Origin of the sequence: Streptomyces sp. NPDC048506 (genome assembly GCF_040651315.1) — a bacterium.
In the GTDB taxonomy this organism is placed as follows: domain Bacteria; phylum Actinomycetota; class Actinomycetes; order Streptomycetales; family Streptomycetaceae; genus Streptomyces.
Genome location: NZ_JBEZIX010000027.1, coordinates 1 through 16,392 on the forward strand (window position 1 = coordinate 1; position 16,392 = coordinate 16,392).

Genomic DNA, 16,392 nt, shown 5'->3' on the forward strand with positions numbered 1-16,392 from the left:
GGGGGGGGGTGTGCTGCGGTGGTTTTTTTGGTTTGGTGGGCCACCCTGTTGTCTTTGGGGGGGGGCGGGGCCGGGCCGCGCCCCCCACCACCCGCGTTCGCGGACCTGCCACGGAGGCACGCCATGCACTACCGCACCCTGGGCGGCGACCACGGGCCCCGGATCAGCGCCGTCTGCCTGGGCGCGCTGCCGTTCGGCACCACCGTCGACGAGCCGACCTCGTACGCGATCCTGGACCGCTTCGTGGAGGCCGGCGGCACGTTCATCGACAGCGCGAACGACCACGGCCGCTGGGTGCCCGGTGCCACCGGGGACGAGAGCGAGCTGCTGCTCGGCCGCTGGCTGCGCAGCCGAGGCGCCGCCGGCCGCACCGTGCTGGCCACCAAGGCGGGCGCCCGGCCCGATCCGGCCCGCGGCGACCGGTGGCCCGACAACGCCGAGGGGCTGGGCGCCGCGGCCGTACGCGCCGCCCTCGAAGGCAGCCTCCGCCGCCTGGGCACCGAGCGGGTGGACCTGTACTACGCGCACATCGAGGACCGCGGCACGCCCCTGGAGGAGACCGTCGGCGCGCTGGCCGCCCTGGTGCAGCACGGCGCCGTGGGCACCCTCGGGGCCAGCAACCACCGGACCTGGCGGCTCGCCGAGGCCCGGCACACCGCCGCCGGCCGCGGGCTGCCGGGCTTTCGCGCCGTACAGCAGCGGCACACCTATCTGCAACCGCGCCGGGGCCTGCTGCCCGACGTCCAGGTGGAGACCGACGAGGAGCTCCTCGACTACGCCGCGGCGCACCCGGACCTGACGCTGCTCGGCTACGGGACCCTGATGGCGGGCGCCTACACCCGTGCGGACCGGCCGCTGCCGGAGCGCTACGACCACCCCGGTTCGGTGCCGCGGCTCCGGGTGCTGGCGGAGGTCGCGGCGGAGTGCGGGGCCACCCGGAACCAGGTGGTGCTGGCCTGGCTGATGGGCGGCCCGGTGCCGGTCGTGCCGGTGCTCGGCGTGAGCTCGGTGGCGCAGCTGGACGAGTGCCTGGCGGCCCTCGACCTGCGCCTGGACCCCGTCCAGCGGGCCCGGCTCGACACGGCGTGAGGCGGCGCGGCCGGACTGCCGCGGCCCACGGGAGGCCGCCGACGGCCGCCGGCGGCCGGGCCGGCAGCGACGGGGTGGCAGCGACGGGGTGGCAGCGGCGGCGCGTCCCTCCGGCCCGCCCCCTCGGCCCGTGGTCGGCGTTGTCAGTGGTCGCCGGTAGGTTCTGTGAGGAGAACGCAACGCACACCGGAGGTTGTTGACGTGGTGACCGACATGCTGCCCGAGTCCTGGCGCGGGGTACTCGGCGAGGAGTTGGCGAAGCCCTACTTCAAGGAGCTCACCGACTTCGTCGAGGAGGAGCGGGCCAAGGGTCCGGTCTACCCGCCCCGCGAGCAGGTCTTCGCGGCGCTGGAGGCGACGCCCTACGACCAGGTGAAGGTGCTCATCCTCGGCCAGGACCCGTACCACGGCGCGGGGCAGGGCCACGGCCTGTGCTTCTCGGTGCAGCCCGGTGTGAAGACGCCGCCGTCGTTGCGGAACATCTACAAGGAGATGAAGGAGGAGCTGGGCCACCCGATTCCGGACAACGGCTATCTGATGCCCTGGGCCCAGCAGGGCGTGCTGCTGCTGAACGCCGTCCTGACCGTGCGCGAGGCCGAGGCCAATTCGCACAAGGGCAAGGGGTGGGAGAAGGTCACCGACGCGGTGATCCGCGCCGTGGCCTCCCGGCCCGACCCGGCGGTCTTCGTGCTCTGGGGGAACTACGCCAAGAAGAAGCTGCCGCTGATCGACGAGGAGCGGCACGCCGTGGTGCAGGGCGCGCACCCCTCCCCGCTGTCGGCGAAGAAGTTCCTCGGCTCCCGCCCCTTCACCCAGATCAACGCCGCGGTCGCCGCGCAGGGCCACGCCCCGATCGACTGGCGCATTCCTGACCTGGGCTGAGCCGTCCGGCCCGGCCGGCGGTGCGGGGCCGGGGCCGCGCCCCGAGCCGCCGGACGGCCCGTACCACCCGGTGCGTCGCACACATCGCGCGAAGGTCTTCTCCGGCGGTTAGCGTCGAGGGAACGGCACTGACGGTGGTCAGCGAACACGGGGAGTGCGCGGTGGTGGACAAGCTGCGGGAGGCGACGCCGGAGGACGCCGTGCTGACCCGGATCGGCCAGGCGATCATGCTGCATCGCGCCGGTGACCGGGAAGAGGCACGCAACCGACTCTCGGACCTGTGGCAGGAGATCGGGCCCCAGGGCGACGCCTTCCACCGCTGCACCCTCGCCCACTACATGGCCGACACCCAGGACGATCCCCGGGACGAGCTCGACTGGGACCTCAGGGCCCTGGAGGCGGCCGAGGGCTTCGTCACCGAACGGCCCGGCGGCCCGGGTGGCCCGGGTACCGCCTCCGGGGAACCGAGCGTCGCCGACGGCCCGGGCCCCCGCCACCCGCTCGTGGCGCTGCGGGCGTTCTTCCCCTCGCTGCACCTCAACATCGCCGCCGACTACGCCGCCCTCGACCGGCCGGCCGACGCGCGCCGCCAGCTCCGGCGGGCCCGGGCGTCGATCAACGCCCTCGCCGACGGCCAGTACCGGCAGAGTCTCCGGGACGCGATCGACCGGTTGCAGCTGCGGCTCGACGGTGCGGCCGGGCACGCTCCATGAGCGTGCCCCTCAGCGGGCCTCGGCGGCGGCTCAGCGGACCTCGGCGGCGGCCAGGGCCTTCGCCCGACGACGGGTGAGCCGCCGGAGCGCTCCGTCCGGCACGACCGCGTAGCAGACCACGGACGTATGCTGCCGGGACGCCGGGCACCAGGACCGCGGCGCTACCCAAGGAGCATGAGTGAAGGTCGGCTGCATCGGACTCGGCGACATCGCCCAGAAGGCGTACCTCCCCGTACTGGGCGTCCAACCGGGCCTCGAACTGCACCTGCACACCCGCACCCCGGCCACCCTGCAACGGGTCGGCGCGGCTCACCACCTGGCCGGGGACCGGCTCCACACCGACCTGGACACGCTGCTCGCCACGGGCCTCGACGCGGCCTTCGTGCACGCGGCGACCGCGGCCCACGCCGAGATCGTGACCCGGCTGATCGAGGCCGGCGTCCCGACCTACGTGGACAAGCCGATCTCGTACGAACTCGCCGAGTCCCAGCGGATCATCGCGCTCGCCGAGGAGCGGGGCGTGGGCCTCGCCGTCGGTTTCAACCGCCGCTACGCGCCCGCCTACGCGCAGTGCCGCGAGCACGCCCGCGACCTGATCCTGATGCAGAAGAACCGGGTCGGGCTGCCCGAGGACCCGCGCACGCTGGTGCTGGACGACTTCATCCACGTCGTCGACACCCTGCGCTTCCTCGTCCCCGGCGAGGTCGACCACATCGACGTCCGTGCCCGGATCCGCGACGGGCTGATGGAGCACGTGGTGTTGCAGCTCTCCGGCGACGGCTTCACCGCCATCGGCACCATGAACCGCCTCAGCGGCTCCGCGGAGGAGATCCTCGACGTCTCCGGGAAGGACACCAAGCGGCAGGTCGTCAACCTCGCCGAGGTCATCGACCACAAGGGGCAGCCCACCGTGCGGCGCCGCGGCGACTGGGTGCCGGTCGCCCGCCAGCGCGGCGTCGAGCAGATCGTGCTGGCCTTCCTCGACGACGTCCGCGCGGGCCGGCAGCCGTCCGCCCAGGACGCACTGCGCACCCACGAGCTCTGCGAGCGGGTGGTCACCGACGCGCTCGCGCAGGCCGCCGGCTGAGCGCGCGGACGCCGACGTACGCCCCGGAGAGCGCCAGCGCGCCGACCGCTCCGTGGACCGCCCAGTCACCGAACCGGGCGTACGGGCTGGTGCCCTCGGCGAGCGGCAGGTCGTAGACGGCGGCCGCGCTGCGGTTGGTGCCGAGCCGCTCGCCGATCCGCTCGCCCCGGGGCCCGTACACCGCGCTGACGCCGGTGAGCGTGGCGTGCACCATGGGGCGCCAGGTCTCCGCGGCGCGCAGCGCCCCCAGGGAGGCGTGCTGCTGGGGTGCCCAACTGCCCTGGAACGTCGAGGTCGAGGACTGGGCGACCAACACCTGGGCACCGTCGCGCGCCAGGTGGCGGCTCATGTCGGGGAAGGCGGTCTCGAAGCACACCAGCGGACCGATCCGCAGCCCGCCCGCGGAGGCGACCGGCATCACCACCTGGTGCGAGCCGCGTATCCGGTCGGTCGTGGCGGCCCGGCCCACCTTCGTCGCCCACCCCAGTACGGACCGCAGCGGTATGTACTCGCCGAAGGGCACCAGCCGCATCTTGTCGTAGCGCTCGCCGGTGAGCCCGTCCGGGCCGATCAGCTCGGCGCTCTTGTAGATGCCGGGCCCGCCGATGCGCGGCGCATCGGCGTTGACCAGCAGGTCGGTGCCCGTCCGCCGGGACAGTGCGGCCAGTCGGGCGGCGAGCGCCGGTCGGTCGGTCGGGTCCTGGTAGAGGCTGCTCTCGCCCCACACCACCAGGCGCACCCCGCGGCCCGCGATCGACCGGGTCAGCTCCTCGCTCCGGGCGAGCCGCTGGGTCGGGGTGCCGGTGAGGCCCGGCTGGACGACCGCGATCCGCACCGTGCCCGCGGGGCGGGGGACCGGTGCCCAGAACCAGACCGCGGTGGTGGCCAGCGCGCACACCAGCAGCCCGGCGACGGCCGGCGGTCGCGCCGCCGACGCCGCCACCAGCTCCGCCACCGCGGTGTTCACGGCCACGATCAGCAGGCTGACCAGCCACACCCCGCCGATCGACGCCAGCCGCAGCGCGGCCGGCACCTGCCACTGGCTGGCGCCCAGCAGCCCCCACGGCCCGCCCAAGTACTCCCAGGACCGGACCAGTTCGACCATCAGCCAGCCCGACGGCACCAGCACCAGCGCGGCGGCGCACCTCCCGGCGCGCGGAGCACCGCCCAGCAGCGCCCGCACCAGCAGCCCCCACGGCGCCCACAGGGCACCGAGCAACAGGGCGAGCACCAGGATGAAGACGTGCAGGTTCGGGAGCAGCCAGTGGTGCACGGCCAGCATGAAGCCGGCGCCGCCCAGCCAGCCGTCCAGCGCGGCCCGCCCGAACGTCGGCGCCGACCGGACCAGCAGCAACCAGGGCACCAGGGCGACGTACGCCAGCCACCACCACGACGGCGCGGGGAAGGTGAGGGCCGGTACCGCACCGGCCAGCGCCGCGGCGGCCCCGCGCCCCCAGGGAGAGGCGAGCCATCGCGTCCGGAGGGCGGGCGAGCTGTCCATGCGGCCTCCCTGATGCCGGTTCCGGCCGGTCGGACGATCAGTCTGCGCAGGTGGGGGCGATCAAGGAAAGGGGGTGTCGCCAGGACGGCCGATTCGCGTCGCCGGGCAGGACCGCCGGGTCAGTGAGCGGCGACCCGCAACTGCCGCCACTTCTCGTGCACGACGACCCCGGTCAGCCGCCAGCCGTCCGGGGTCCGGCGGGCGAAGAACTCATAGCGGCCGGCGCAGGTGTAGTTGGGGGCGGTGGGGCCGCCCTCGGCATCGTCCGCGGAACCGGCCAGCCGCATCGGATTGAGGTAGTCGGCCTGGACGGTCGCGGTGTCGCCCGGTGCGCCGTCCCGCCGGGACAGCGTGATCCTGCGGTTGACGATCAGATGCTGCCGTATCGCGAAGTGTTGCAGCATCTCGGCGAGCCAGGCCGCGATCTCCTCGGCACTGCCCTCGATACCGCCGGCCGAGCGGTAGTCGACCCGGCCGTCCGGGGTGAACAGGGCCCGGTAGCCCGTCCAGTCGCCGTCGTCCACGGCGACGGCGTAGCCGGTGACCAGATCGTCGATGGCGAGGCGGTCCATGACCGTGGCGTGTTCCGCGCGCTGCGTCATCTCTTCAGTTTTCGGCATACGGAAGGCCCCCGCCAAGGGGCGGGGGCCCACTGGAGCTGCGTCGGTCCGCCGGCCTCAGTTCACCAGCGCCGACTCCGCGGCCGGCTCCGGACCGGGGGCCGTGCGCACGGCCGCCTCCGGGTGCTCCTGCCCGGCCTGCGGCACGGCGCCCGTCCCGGCCTCCCGCGGGTCCACCGAGTCCGTGAACTGCGTCCGGTACAGCTCCGCGTACCTGCCGTCGGCCGCCAGCAGCGTTTCGTGCGTGCCCCGCTCGACGATCCGCCCGCCCTCGACGACCAGGATCAGATCGGCGGCCCGCACCGTCGACAGCCGGTGCGCGATGACCAGGGCCGTACGGCCTTCCAGGGCCTCGGTGAGCGCCTCCTGCACCGCCGCCTCGGAGGTGTTGTCCAGGTGCGCGGTCGCCTCGTCCAGGATCACCACCCGGGGGTGGGCCAGCAGCAGCCGGGCGATGGTCAGCCGCTGCCGTTCGCCGCCCGAGAGGCGGTAGCCGCGCTCGCCGACCACGGTGTCCAGGCCGTCCGGCAGCCCGGCGATCAGCTCCTCCAGACGGGCTCGGCGCAGCGCGTCCCAGAGCTCGTCCTCGGTCGCCTCCGCGTTGGCCAGCAGCAGGTTCGCGCGGATCGAGTCGTGGAAGAGGTGCCCGTCCTGGGTGACCATGCCGAGGACGTCCCGCAGTGAGGCGGCGGTCAGATCGCGGACGTCCACCCCCGAGAGCCGCACGGCCCCCGCATCGGCGTCGTACAGCCGGGGCAGCAGCTGGGCGACGGTCGACTTGCCGGCGCCGGACGAGCCGACCAGGGCGACCATCTGGCCGGGCTCGGCGCGGAAGGAGACGCCGTGCAGGACCTCTTCGCCGCCGCGGGTGTCCAGGGTGGCGACCTCCTCCAGTGAGGCCAGCGAGACCTTGTCGGCGGACGGGTAGCCGAAGCGTACGGAGTCGAACTCCACCGACACCGGGCCGTCGGGCACCGCACGGGCGTCCGGCTTCTCGGTGATCAGCGGCGTGAGGTCGAGCACCTCGAAGACCCGCTCGAAGCTCACCAGTGCGCTCATCACCTCGATGTGCGCGCCGGACAGCGCGGTGAGCGGGGCGTAGAGCCGGGTGAGCAGCAGGGCGAGCGACACGATGGCGCCGGCCTCCAGCTGTCCGCGCAGGGCCAGGAACCCGCCCAGGCCGTAGACGACGGCCAGGGCCAGCGCGGAGACCAGGGTGAGCGCGGTGACGAAGTACGTCTGGACCATGGCCGAGCGGACACCGATGTCACGGACCCGGCCGGCCCGGGTGGCGAACTCCGCGGACTCCCGGGTCGGGCGGCCCATCAGCTTGACGAGGGTGGCGCCCGGTGCGGAGAACCGTTCGGTCATCTGCGTGCCCATCGACGCGTTGTGGTCGGCGGCCTCCCGGCGCAGGTCCGCCAGCCGCCGGCCGACCCGTCGGGCCGGCAGCACGAAGACCGGCAGCAGCACCAGCGCGATCAGCGTGATCTGCCAGGACAGGGTGAGCATCACACCGAGCGTGAGCACCAGCGTCACGATGTTGCTGACGACGCCGGACAGGGTGTCGCTGAACGCCCGCTGGGCGCCGATGACGTCGTTGTTCAACCGGCTCACCAGCGCCCCGGTGCGGGTGCGGGTGAAGAATGCGATCGGCATCCGCTGGACGTGGTCGTACACGGTCGTCCGCAGGTCCAGGATCAGGCCTTCCCCGATGCTCGCCGAGAGCCACCGGGTCACCAGGCCCAGCCCGGCCTCCGCGAGCGCGATCACGGCGATCAGCCCGGACAGCCCGACGACCACCACCGCCGCGTCACGGCCCACGATCGCGTCCACCACCCGCCCGGCGAGCAGCGGGGTCGCCACCGCGAGCATCGCCGTCACCGTGCTCAGCACCAGGAACCACACCAGGTGCCGCCGGTGCGGCCGGGCGAACGTCGCGATCCGGCGCAGCGTCGCGCGCGAGAACCGTCGCCGGCCCTGCTGCGCCGTCATCGTGCTGTGCAGCGAATGCCAGGCGGTGACTTCCATGTCCATGGTGGTCTCCTGTCTGTCGGGTCTTCACGGGATCGCCGTGCGTGACCGGCGACATAAAAGGAACCTAGGACCTCAACCAATATTGAGGTCAAGGGATTCCCGAACGGGTCACCCTCCAGGACGCCTGACGGGCGGCGGATTCATCGGGGAGACGGCTGCGGTGCCGGGGTGACAGAGACTCAACAACCTTCGAGTGCGAGGGCGTCACGCCCGTGGAGCCGAGTACGGAGCTCGCCGAGGAGCCGCGTCAGAGCGGGCGTTCCCAGGTCAGCGGGGTGGTCGCGGCGTCCGGGCGGGTGACCGTCAGGCGTACCGCGGGGCGGCCGTCGGGGAGGGCGGTCGCGGCGTCGACGACGATCTCGGTACGCGGGGCAGCGGCGGCCGGCAGCGCCGACGCCGAGGTCAGCGCCTTGCGGAGGGCGGTCAGCAGCGCCCGACCGGTCTCCTCGTCGATGCGGGCGTCGACCGGGCCGACGAAGTGCACCGACGGGCGGGCGCCGAGCGCCTCGGCCGCCGCGCCGGCCTCGCGCAGGACCCGGGTGCGGAGTCCCGGCGGTGCCTCCGGCGGGCCCTGCTGTAGGGCGATGATCGTCGTGCGGATCTCCTGGATCGTCGCGTCCAGTTCGTCGACCGCCTGGCCGAGGCCCTCGCGCACCTCCGGCAGCACGGCCCTGCGCTGGGCGCTCTCCACCAGCATCCCGGTCGCGAACAGCCGTTGGATGACCAGGTCGTGCAGGTCGCGGGCGATCCGGTCGCGGTCCTCGTAGACCGCGAGCCGCTGGCGGTTGCGGTGTCGGTCGGCGAGGACCAGCGCCAGTGCGGCCTGGGCGGCGAACTGCGTGCCCAGGGTCCGTTCGGTCTGGCTGAAGCGGCGGCCTCCGGACATCCGGCACAGCGCCAGGGCGCCCAGCACCCGTCCGTTGCTGCTCAGCGGCAACAGCATGGTCGGCCCGTAGTGGCGGGACAGCGGGGAGATCGACCGGGGGTCGGTGGCGAAGTCGTCGGCGAAGATCGCGCGTCCGGCGTCGATCTCCTGGAGGACCGGGCTCTGCGGCGGGATCCTGCCGCGGTACGCCTCGGTCCGTACCGCCTCGGACAGCTCGGTGGAGATCGCCACCACCTCCATCCCACCCTCGGAATGGGGCAGCAGCACCGCTCCGGTGGCCGCCTCGGCGAGCTCGCGGCCCTTCTCCGCGACGACCGTGAGGGCGTTCTCGGTCGTCTGGTGGGCCTCGGGGCCGGCCAGCAAGGCCGTGGTGACGGAGGCGGCGCCGTCGATCCAGCGGGTGCGCTGTCGGGCGGCGGCCCGCATCCGGGCATTGCCCATCGCGATGCCTGCCTCCGTGGCCAGCACCCGCACCAGGTGCAGATCCTCCTCCCCGAACGCCACGCCGTGCCGCTTCCCGGTGACGCGGAGGGAGCCGAGGGTCTCGCCGTGGAACGTGACGGGCGCCTCCAGGAAGGCGCCCCGGGGCAGCGGGCCCTCGGACGCGGGGGAGTCGCCATGGGCAAGCGGCTCGCCGGGCTCCTCGCCGTCCGCGCGGAGCAGCTCGACGGCGGCGTGGCGCGCACCGGTGAGCGAGGCGGCGGTCTCGGCGATACGGGCCAGGGCGCGGCGCAGATCGTGGTCGGAGCCCACCGCGGCCATCGCCTCCAGCAGCTGCGGAAGCCGGGAGACCGGCCCGCCGGCCGGCTCGTGCCGGCTCTGCGCGGTGCATTCGGCGGGATCGGCTGCGGCGTCGGCGGGCGGCTCGGCTGCCGGGTCGGGCGACTTCAGGGCACACCTCACTCTTTCGGGCGATTCGGCCAGTCTAATTCGCCCCAAAGAGGGTTATGCGTGGGGGTTGGTTCCGTCGGTCGCGCGGGAGGCGAGCAGCGGTCCGATCACCCGGGTGCCGGGCCCCTCCTGGCCTCCGGGGCCAGGTAGCTGGGTGGTGTTGTCCGAGGTCAGCGGCTCGCCGCAGTGTGCGCAGGTGGCCACCATCGTGGTGTCCCGGTCGCAGTCGTGGTGATGGATACGGGCTGGTGGGCCGGCCTCGCCCGCGTACCAGCGGTCGCCCCAGGTCATCAGAGCCAGCAGGACGGGGTAGAGCTCCTTGCCCTTCTGTGTGGCGACGTACCGCTCGCGCGGCGGCCGGTCCTGATAGCGCTCGCGGGTCAGCACGCCCTCCTCGACCAGCCGCGCGAGACGGACGGTGAGGACCTTGCGGGAGATGCCGAGGTCGTGCGCGAGCTCGTCGAAGCGGCCGATCCCGGTCAGCACGTCGCGCATGATCAGCGCCGTCCAGGCGTCGCCGAACAGGTCCGTGGCGCGGGCGATCGAACAGGCCACATCGGAGAGCGGGGTGCGCGTCATGCGACCACCGTATCGACGTTCCCTGAGGGAACGGTGAATGATAAGTTCCCTCAGGGAACTCGGATTGCCCATTGTCCCGGTCGGTGTGGAGGGGGGACGACGTGATGACGGCGAAGGTGAGGGGCGGCGCTCCGCGGATCGCGCTGGACTCGGCCGACCCGGGGGCGGTGGACGGGCGCCAGATCCGGGCCGCCGCCTTCCAGGGTGTCCGGCTGGAGTACACGGCCGAGGTGCTGGCCCGGCACGGCCGGGCGGCGAACGGGCGCGCGCTGGTCGTGGGGAGCGGGCGCGGGCTGCTGGCGCACGGGCTGGCGGGGCTCGGTTTCGAGGTCACCGCCGTCGACCCGTCGCCGGCCGCGACCGCGCTGGCGCGGGCGGCCGCGGCACGGAACGGCCTGGCCGTCGAGCACCGCACCGCGCCGGCCGAGCGGCCCGGCGTGCCCGAGGTCGCCTTCGACCTGGTCTACCTCGCGGACACCCTGGAGATCACCGGGGACCCGGACCGGGTGATCGAGGAGGCCGCCCGTGGGCTCGCTCCCGGGGGCCTCCTGGTGTACGACACGGTCAACCGCACCCCGGTCTCCCGGCTCGTCTACCTCGTGGCGTTCCAGCGGCTGCCGATGACGCGGGTGGTGCCGGCCGGCCGATACGCCGCGCGCCGGCTGCGCACGCCGGCCGAAGTCGCCGCGCTGCTGGCGCGCCACGGGCTGACCGACGGCGGCATCTGCGACTTCAAGCCACGCAGCGTCCGCAGCCTGATGGCGGGGATCCTGGCCCGCCGCAGCGGCCGGATCGACGACGATGCGCTCCAGGACCTGGTCGGCTTCGCCCTCGCGCCGGAGGGCAGGCCCGTGGTGACCTATCTCGGCCATGCCCGCAAGGGGCGACTTTGAGACAACCTGGAGTTGTGGCGTGCGCAGCGACTTGAGGCGGCGGTCCGCGGGTAAGCCGTAGTCAACTATGGGCGCAGCTGCAGAAACGTAGGGAACAGCAGAAACGAAACCGCACAACGGACGACCCGGCAACGGGCCGACCCGCCCGGATCGCGCCGGGCGCCCCCCACACCCTCCGTATGTCTCCGCCGGGACGCGTGGCCATATCTCGCGCCTCGGCATGAAAGTGGGTCGGGCCGATGGACGAAGGTCAGTACTACCCGAGACTTGTGGGTCCCTGCCGTGCCGCGGGCGGCGTGACCGTCCTCGAACTCCGCGGTGACCTGGACATTCTCGCCGTCTCGGTGCTCGCCGACCGGCTGGACGAGATCACCGGTGCCCAGGGCCTCGACCTCGTCGTGGACCTGCGCGCGGTGACCTTCCTCGACTGTGCCGGGCTGTCGCTGCTCAGCCGTGCCCGCTACCGGACGCGGCAGCGCGGCGGACGCCTCCGGCTGGCCGGCGTCGTCGCCGGTGGGAGCGTCGCCCGGCTGTTGCGGATGACCGGGCTGACCGGCGAATTCGAGACCGTGCCGGACGACGTGGTGGCCCGCGAGGTCAGGGCCTGTGAGGCCCTCGACCCGGACCCCGCCCGCGACACCGACGGCACGGCTCAGGCCACGGACATCGCCGTGGCCTGACGCCCGCCCGGCTCAGGCCGGCAGCGCCGCCTCGATGGCCGCGACCAGCTCCTCGGCCTCCGGCTCGGTGCGCGGCCGGAAGCGGCCCGCCACCGCACCCTCGGCGTCGATCAGGAACTTCTCGAAGTTCCACTGCACCTCTCCGGCCGCCCCGTCGGCGTCCGCGGTGCCGGCCAGCTCCGCGTACAGCGGATGCTGCTCCGGGCCGTTGACGTCGGTCTTCTCGAACAGCGGGAAGCTGACGCCGTACGTCGCGGAGCAGAACGTGGCGATCTCCTCGGCGCTGCCCGGCTCCTGGCCCGCGAACTGGTTGCTGGGGAAGCCCAGCACGCTGAAGCCACGGTCCCCGAAGCGCTGCTGGAGCCGCTCCAGACCCGAATACTGCGGGGTCAGCCCGCACTTGGACGCCACATTCACCACCAGCAGGGCCTTGCCGCGGTAGTCGGCGAGCGAAGCGGGCTCACCGGCCAGGGTGCGCAGGGGGATGTCGTACAGGCTCACGGTCGGACTCCTCGTCACGGATGTGCGGATAGGGGCGGCCATCATCGGTCCCAACAGCCGTCCCCGCCCCGATCTTCCCCGGATCGTCGACCGGCCAGGAAACGACCGGACGCAGTGTGCCCGCCTGCCACTCCTTCAGCAGCTGGTCGAAGATCGGCGTCTCCTGTCCGACCGGGCGTCGCGCCGCCGGGACCGGCGGCGGCAGCCGCGGGGGCTGGTGCGGGTGGGAGATCCGCCGGAAGGGGTGCATGGCGGGCTTCTTGACGTCCATGCCCGGACTCAACCGGAATTCGGTCCCCGGGTTGCGGGACGCGGCCGGGACCGACGGCAGATGCCCCTGCGGTGATGACGGGCAGAAGATACGTTCCCGAGGGGCGGGGGACCGGCGGGCGTCCCGCCGGCCCCCGCCGTTCACGGCTCCCGGCCACCCCGCGGTGACGGCGCGTTCCGTACCTGATCGAGCGGGCCGGCCGCGTCAGTCCAGGCAGAGCAGCGCCTCGAAGACCTCCGCGAGCGCCGCCTCCGGGTCCGCCACCCGGCCCTCCGCCCGCCAGGCCACATAGCCGTCGGGGCGTACCAGCACGGCACCCTCGGGCGTCGTGCCGTGCTTCTCGGCCCAGTCGGCGCCCTCCTCCGGAGCCAGGTCGTCGTCCGGCCCGGTGCCGATCAGATGGCAGTCCAGGCGCACCGAGAACCGGTGGACGGCGCCCTTGGCCGCGGTACGCCACAGCTCGCCGTCGTCGGAGCCGGTCAGCAGGGTGAAGGAGGTCTCGTAGAGGTCGAGGGTCGAGCGGCGCTCGCCGTCCTTGGTGCGCAGCCACATGTGCGGGGCGCGGGTGCCCGGCTCGCCCGTCAGCCGCAGCTGGTCGGGTACCACCGGCAGCTCGGGGTCGGCGCCGACCACCGCACCGGACGGGTAGCAGTAGCCGAGGGCCACGGTGAGCACGCCGCGCTGCCGGCCGCCGCCCGTGCCGGGAGCCGGGACGTACCCGGGGTGGCTGTGCTCGGCGGAACGGGCCGAGGCGCGGGCACTGGTCTCGCGGGCCACCGGCCGCCGCTCCGCCTCGTACGTCGCCAGCAGCCCGGGACCCGCCGCGCCGTCCAGCACCGTCGCCAGCTTCCAGGCGAGGTTGTGGGCGTCCTGGATGCCGGTGTTGGAGCCGAACGCCCCGGTGGGGGACATCTCGTGGGCCGCGTCGCCGGCGAGGAAGACCCGGCCGACCCCATAGCGTTCCGCGACCCGCTCTGCGGCGTGCCACGGCGCCTTGCCGGTGATCTCCACGGCCATGTCCGGCACGCCCGTGGCCCGGCGGATGTGGTCGATGCACCGCTCGTCGGTGAAGTCCTCCAGGGTCTCGCCCCGATCGGGGTGCCAGGGCGCGTGGAAGACCCAGTCCCGCTCGTTGTCCACCGGCAGCAGCGCGCCGTCCGCCTCCGGGTTGGTCAAGTAGCAGGCGATGAAGCGGCGTTCACCCACCGCCTCGGCCAGCTGCGGAGCGCGGAAGGTGATGCTCACGTTGTGGAACAGGTCGCCCGGTCCCGTCTGGTCGATGCCGAGCCGCTCGCGGACCGGGCTGCGGGGGCCGTCGGCCGCGATCAGGTACTCCGCCCGCACGGTCGACTCCGCACCGGTCTCCCGGCTCCTCAGGAGCGCCGTCACGCCCTGCGCGTCCTGTTCGAAGGAGACCAGCTCGGTGGAGAACCGCAGCTCACCGCCGTGTTCACGGGCGCAGCGCACCAGGACCGGCTCAAGGTCGTTCTGGCTGCACAGACACCAGCCGGCCGGGCTGATCCGGGCCAGCCCGCCGCCCGGGTCGATCTCCTTGAACAGCCACTCCTGCTCGTCCCCGGTCAGCGAACGGGCCTGAAGGATGCCGTGGTTGTCGGCCAGTACCGAGGCCGCCGCACGGATCCGCCGCTCGGCCCCGGCGACCCGGTACAGCTCCATCGTCCGGACGTTGTTCCCCCGGCCGCGCGGGTGGTGCGAGGTGTCCGGGTGCTTCTCGACCAGCAGGTGCCGCACACCCAGGCGCCCGAGGAACAGCGAGGTGGACAGGCCCACCAGGGACCCGCCCACGACGAGTACGGGCACCTGGTCTTCGGCAGTGGGATTCATGGCGTGCTCCAGCTCCAAGGGCGCATTGAGGGCAGATGGGGCACGAATGCCCTGGTATGCCGGTGTTCGATCACGATTCACCTGCATGGCTCACAGATCTCGCGCCCCTGGAGGGCGGCGGCCACGATCGAATCCGGGAAGCCCCCGGATTCACCGATCAGGGCGCCCTCCATCCGGCTCAGTCACCCGGATCGCACCGGAACTGACGACGCACCACAGGAAGGGCCATCGGCCCCGAAGGAGATGCGTAGAAAGATGACATCGCTGTCGGAACGAATATCCCAGTCAGCCTTCGACGGCTCCCGGCTCAGGGTCGTACTGCTCCTGGATCTCCACGACGGAGCCCAGCAGCGCTTCCTGGAAGCCTATGAACACCTGCGCAATCAGGTCGCGTCCGTCCCCGGGCACATCACCGACCAGCTGTGCCAGTCCATCGAGAACCCGTCCCAGTGGCTGATCACCAGCGAGTGGGAGAGCGCACCGCCCTTCCTCGCCTGGGTCAACAGCGAGGAACACGTCAAGATGGTGCAGCCGTTGCACGCCTGCGTCCGCGACACCCGCTCGCTGCGCTTCAGCGTGCTGCGCGAGACCTCGAACGTCTCCGCCCTCGCCCCCGAGCCCCTCAAGGGCCGGCTACAGGCCGCCCCCCGCGTCGGTGACGGTGTGGTCCGGCACGCCCTGACCTTCACCGTGAAGCCCGGCAGCGAGGAGAAGGTCGCCGAGATCCTCGCCGGCTACACCTCCCCGGAGGCCCGGGTCGACGACACCACCCGGCTGCGCCGCACCTCCCTGTTCATGCACGGCAACCGCGTCGTGCGGGCCGTCGAGGTGCAGGGCGACCTGGTCGCCGCGCTGCGCCACGTCTCCCGGCAGCCCGAGATCCGGGCCGTCGAGGAGGCGATCAACCCGTACCTGGAGCAGGACCGCGACCTCGGCGACCCGGACTCCGCCCGGGTGTTCTTCACCCGCGCCGCCCTGCCCGCCGTGCACCACGTCGCGGCGTACGGCGCACCGCCCGAGGGCGTACGGCGGCACGCGCTGCTCTACCCCGCCAAGGAAGGGTGCGGGATGCCGCTGGCCAGGATGCTGGCCCGGCAGGACGAGCTGGCCGCCGACGACGCCTCGTGCCCCGTCGCCGGCAGCACCGTCTTCCAGCGCGACGACATCGTCGTCCGGCTGGTCGATCTGAAGATCCCCCTCGACGCCGACCCCCTGCTGTCGCTCGGCGTCCGCGGCCCCCGCAAGGCGGCCGTCCTGCGGCGTCTGCTCGACATCGACGTGGCCGGCGGTCTCTCCACCGACCGTGAGGTCGCGAGCTTCCTCGCCCGCTCCGACATGACCCTGATCACCGACCGCCGGGCCCCGGACGCCTGACCGCATCCGGGCTCGGCAGCAGGTCACCCGTCCCCACCCCACCGCCGGCACCAGCCCTGGAGGAATCAGCCATGACCACGCACCGCCCACGCATCGTGGACCTCAGCGAGACCCAGCCCAACCGCCGGCGCGGAGGCGATCTGCGCGCCATGCTGACACCCAGTGCGGTGGGCGCCACGAGCGGCTTCATGGGGATGGCATTCGTACAGCCCGGCGAGCGCATCGGTGAGCACTACCACCCCTACTCCGAGGAGTTCGTGTACGTCGTTCAGGGCGCCCTCGAAGTGGACCTGGACGGGGAGACCCATGCGTTGCGCCCGGACCAGGGGCTGATGATCCCCCCGTACATGCGGCACCGGTTCCGCAACGTGGGGGAGACGGAGGCGCGGATGGTCTTCCACCTCGGCCCGCTGGCCCCGCGCCCCGAGCTGGGCCATGTCGACACCGAGGGCACCGAAGAGAGCACCCGGGCGGTGCCCCCCGAACGAACGGAGCCGGTGTCATGAGCGAGCGCAGCATGGGGCTCCCCCCGGTCGGAGACCG

The 16,392-nt window shown here is 73.1% G+C and carries 16 protein-coding genes; 8 read left to right on the forward strand and 8 right to left on the reverse strand.

The window, feature by feature from the left end; all coding sequences use genetic code 11:
- Positions 1-123 precede the first annotated feature (123 nt).
- The 4 genes from AB0C96_RS22220 (at position 124) to AB0C96_RS22235 (ending at position 3,771) form a co-directional block, all read left to right on the forward strand.
- Positions 124-1,089: an aldo/keto reductase gene (locus AB0C96_RS22220; RefSeq protein WP_362919420.1), complete on the forward strand. Its 966-nt coding sequence runs from the start codon at positions 124-126 to the stop codon at positions 1,087-1,089.
- A 213-nt stretch (positions 1,090-1,302) separates the two neighbouring features.
- Positions 1,303-1,971, forward strand: a complete 669-nt coding sequence (locus AB0C96_RS22225; protein WP_362919526.1) for a uracil-DNA glycosylase — start codon at positions 1,303-1,305, stop codon at positions 1,969-1,971.
- Between the two features lie 164 nt (positions 1,972-2,135).
- Positions 2,136-2,684, forward strand: a complete 549-nt coding sequence (locus AB0C96_RS22230) for a hypothetical protein (protein ID WP_362919528.1) — start codon at positions 2,136-2,138, stop codon at positions 2,682-2,684.
- Positions 2,685-2,862: 178 nt separating this feature from the next.
- Positions 2,863-3,771 (forward strand): Gfo/Idh/MocA family oxidoreductase, encoded by a 909-nt coding sequence (locus tag AB0C96_RS22235; protein WP_362919421.1) that lies wholly within the window; start codon positions 2,863-2,865, stop codon positions 3,769-3,771.
- On the opposite strand, the gene lnt is transcribed toward AB0C96_RS22235, so the two are convergent.
- The 5 genes from lnt to AB0C96_RS22260 all read right to left on the reverse strand — a co-directional run bounded on the left by lnt (position 3,740) and on the right by AB0C96_RS22260 (position 10,285).
- Positions 3,740-5,272 carry an apolipoprotein N-acyltransferase gene (lnt, locus tag AB0C96_RS22240; protein ID WP_362919422.1) on the reverse strand — a complete coding sequence of 511 codons (1,533 nt, stop codon included), beginning with the start codon at positions 5,270-5,272 and terminating at the stop codon, positions 3,740-3,742. The genes AB0C96_RS22235 and lnt overlap by 32 nt on opposite strands.
- A gap of 119 nt (positions 5,273-5,391) precedes the next feature.
- Positions 5,392-5,874, reverse strand: a complete 483-nt coding sequence (locus AB0C96_RS22245) for a nuclear transport factor 2 family protein (RefSeq protein ID WP_362919423.1) — start codon at positions 5,872-5,874, stop codon at positions 5,392-5,394.
- Positions 5,875-5,949: 75 nt separating this feature from the next.
- Complete coding sequence (locus AB0C96_RS22250; RefSeq protein WP_362919424.1) at positions 5,950-7,929, reverse strand: ABC transporter ATP-binding protein; 1,980 nt, start codon at positions 7,927-7,929, stop codon at positions 5,950-5,952.
- 247 nt (positions 7,930-8,176) lie between these two features.
- Positions 8,177-9,718, reverse strand: coding sequence for a GAF domain-containing protein (locus tag AB0C96_RS22255; protein WP_362919425.1), 1,542 nt, complete (start codon positions 9,716-9,718; stop codon positions 8,177-8,179).
- Between the two features lie 42 nt (positions 9,719-9,760).
- Positions 9,761-10,285 (reverse strand): helix-turn-helix domain-containing protein, encoded by a 525-nt coding sequence (locus tag AB0C96_RS22260; RefSeq protein ID WP_362919426.1) that lies wholly within the window; start codon positions 10,283-10,285, stop codon positions 9,761-9,763.
- Positions 10,286-10,389: 104 nt separating this feature from the next.
- Between AB0C96_RS22260 and AB0C96_RS22265 the strand changes: the two genes are divergently transcribed.
- Both AB0C96_RS22265 and AB0C96_RS22270 read left to right on the forward strand, forming a co-directional pair.
- Positions 10,390-11,178 carry a methyltransferase domain-containing protein gene (locus AB0C96_RS22265; RefSeq protein ID WP_362919427.1) on the forward strand — a complete coding sequence of 263 codons (789 nt, stop codon included), beginning with the start codon at positions 10,390-10,392 and terminating at the stop codon, positions 11,176-11,178.
- A 239-nt stretch (positions 11,179-11,417) separates the two neighbouring features.
- Entirely contained in the window at positions 11,418-11,858 is a 441-nt protein-coding gene (locus AB0C96_RS22270) for an STAS domain-containing protein (RefSeq protein WP_362919428.1), read from the forward strand.
- A gap of 12 nt (positions 11,859-11,870) precedes the next feature.
- Here the strand turns inward: AB0C96_RS22270 and AB0C96_RS22275 are convergent, their stop codons facing one another.
- From AB0C96_RS22275 to AB0C96_RS22285, 3 genes are all read right to left on the reverse strand, one after another.
- Positions 11,871-12,359, reverse strand: coding sequence for a glutathione peroxidase (locus AB0C96_RS22275; RefSeq protein ID WP_362919429.1), 489 nt, complete (start codon positions 12,357-12,359; stop codon positions 11,871-11,873).
- Positions 12,319-12,630, reverse strand: coding sequence for a hypothetical protein (locus AB0C96_RS22280; RefSeq protein WP_362919430.1), 312 nt, complete (start codon positions 12,628-12,630; stop codon positions 12,319-12,321). The genes AB0C96_RS22275 and AB0C96_RS22280 overlap by 41 nt, the downstream gene beginning before the upstream one ends.
- Before the next feature lie 204 nt (positions 12,631-12,834).
- A complete protein-coding gene (locus AB0C96_RS22285) occupies positions 12,835-14,475 on the reverse strand; it encodes an FAD-dependent monooxygenase (RefSeq protein ID WP_362919431.1) in 1,641 nt (546 codons plus the stop codon).
- A gap of 255 nt (positions 14,476-14,730) precedes the next feature.
- On the opposite strand from AB0C96_RS22285, the gene AB0C96_RS22290 reads away from it, so the two are divergent.
- Positions 14,731-15,849 carry a SchA/CurD-like domain-containing protein gene (locus AB0C96_RS22290; RefSeq protein ID WP_362919432.1) on the forward strand — a complete coding sequence of 373 codons (1,119 nt, stop codon included), beginning with the start codon at positions 14,731-14,733 and terminating at the stop codon, positions 15,847-15,849.
- 71 nt (positions 15,850-15,920) lie between these two features.
- Positions 15,921-16,355 (forward strand): cupin domain-containing protein, encoded by a 435-nt coding sequence (locus AB0C96_RS22295; RefSeq protein WP_362919433.1) that lies wholly within the window; start codon positions 15,921-15,923, stop codon positions 16,353-16,355.
- Positions 16,356-16,392 lie beyond the last annotated feature (37 nt).

Excerpts from the sequence above, each read along its gene's own strand:
- AB0C96_RS22220 (WP_362919420.1), top strand. The coding sequence starts at position 124 with ATGCACTACCGCACCCTGGGCGGCGACCACGGGCCCCGGATCAGCGCC.
- AB0C96_RS22225 (WP_362919526.1), top strand. The coding sequence starts at position 1,303 with ATGCTGCCCGAGTCCTGGCGCGGGGTACTCGGCGAGGAGTTGGCGAAG.
- lnt (WP_362919422.1), bottom strand. The coding sequence starts at position 5,272 with ATGGACAGCTCGCCCGCCCTCCGGACGCGATGGCTCGCCTCTCCCTGG.
- AB0C96_RS22245 (WP_362919423.1), bottom strand. The coding sequence starts at position 5,874 with ATGACGCAGCGCGCGGAACACGCCACGGTCATGGACCGCCTCGCCATC.
- AB0C96_RS22250 (WP_362919424.1), bottom strand. The coding sequence starts at position 7,929 with ATGGACATGGAAGTCACCGCCTGGCATTCGCTGCACAGCACGATGACG.
- AB0C96_RS22260 (WP_362919426.1), bottom strand. The coding sequence starts at position 10,285 with ATGACGCGCACCCCGCTCTCCGATGTGGCCTGTTCGATCGCCCGCGCC.
- AB0C96_RS22265 (WP_362919427.1), top strand. The coding sequence starts at position 10,390 with ATGACGGCGAAGGTGAGGGGCGGCGCTCCGCGGATCGCGCTGGACTCG.
- AB0C96_RS22270 (WP_362919428.1), top strand. The coding sequence starts at position 11,418 with ATGGACGAAGGTCAGTACTACCCGAGACTTGTGGGTCCCTGCCGTGCC.
- AB0C96_RS22280 (WP_362919430.1), bottom strand. The coding sequence starts at position 12,630 with ATGGACGTCAAGAAGCCCGCCATGCACCCCTTCCGGCGGATCTCCCAC.
- AB0C96_RS22285 (WP_362919431.1), bottom strand. The coding sequence starts at position 14,475 with ATGAATCCCACTGCCGAAGACCAGGTGCCCGTACTCGTCGTGGGCGGG.
- AB0C96_RS22290 (WP_362919432.1), top strand. The coding sequence starts at position 14,731 with ATGACATCGCTGTCGGAACGAATATCCCAGTCAGCCTTCGACGGCTCC.
- AB0C96_RS22295 (WP_362919433.1), top strand. The coding sequence starts at position 15,921 with ATGACCACGCACCGCCCACGCATCGTGGACCTCAGCGAGACCCAGCCC.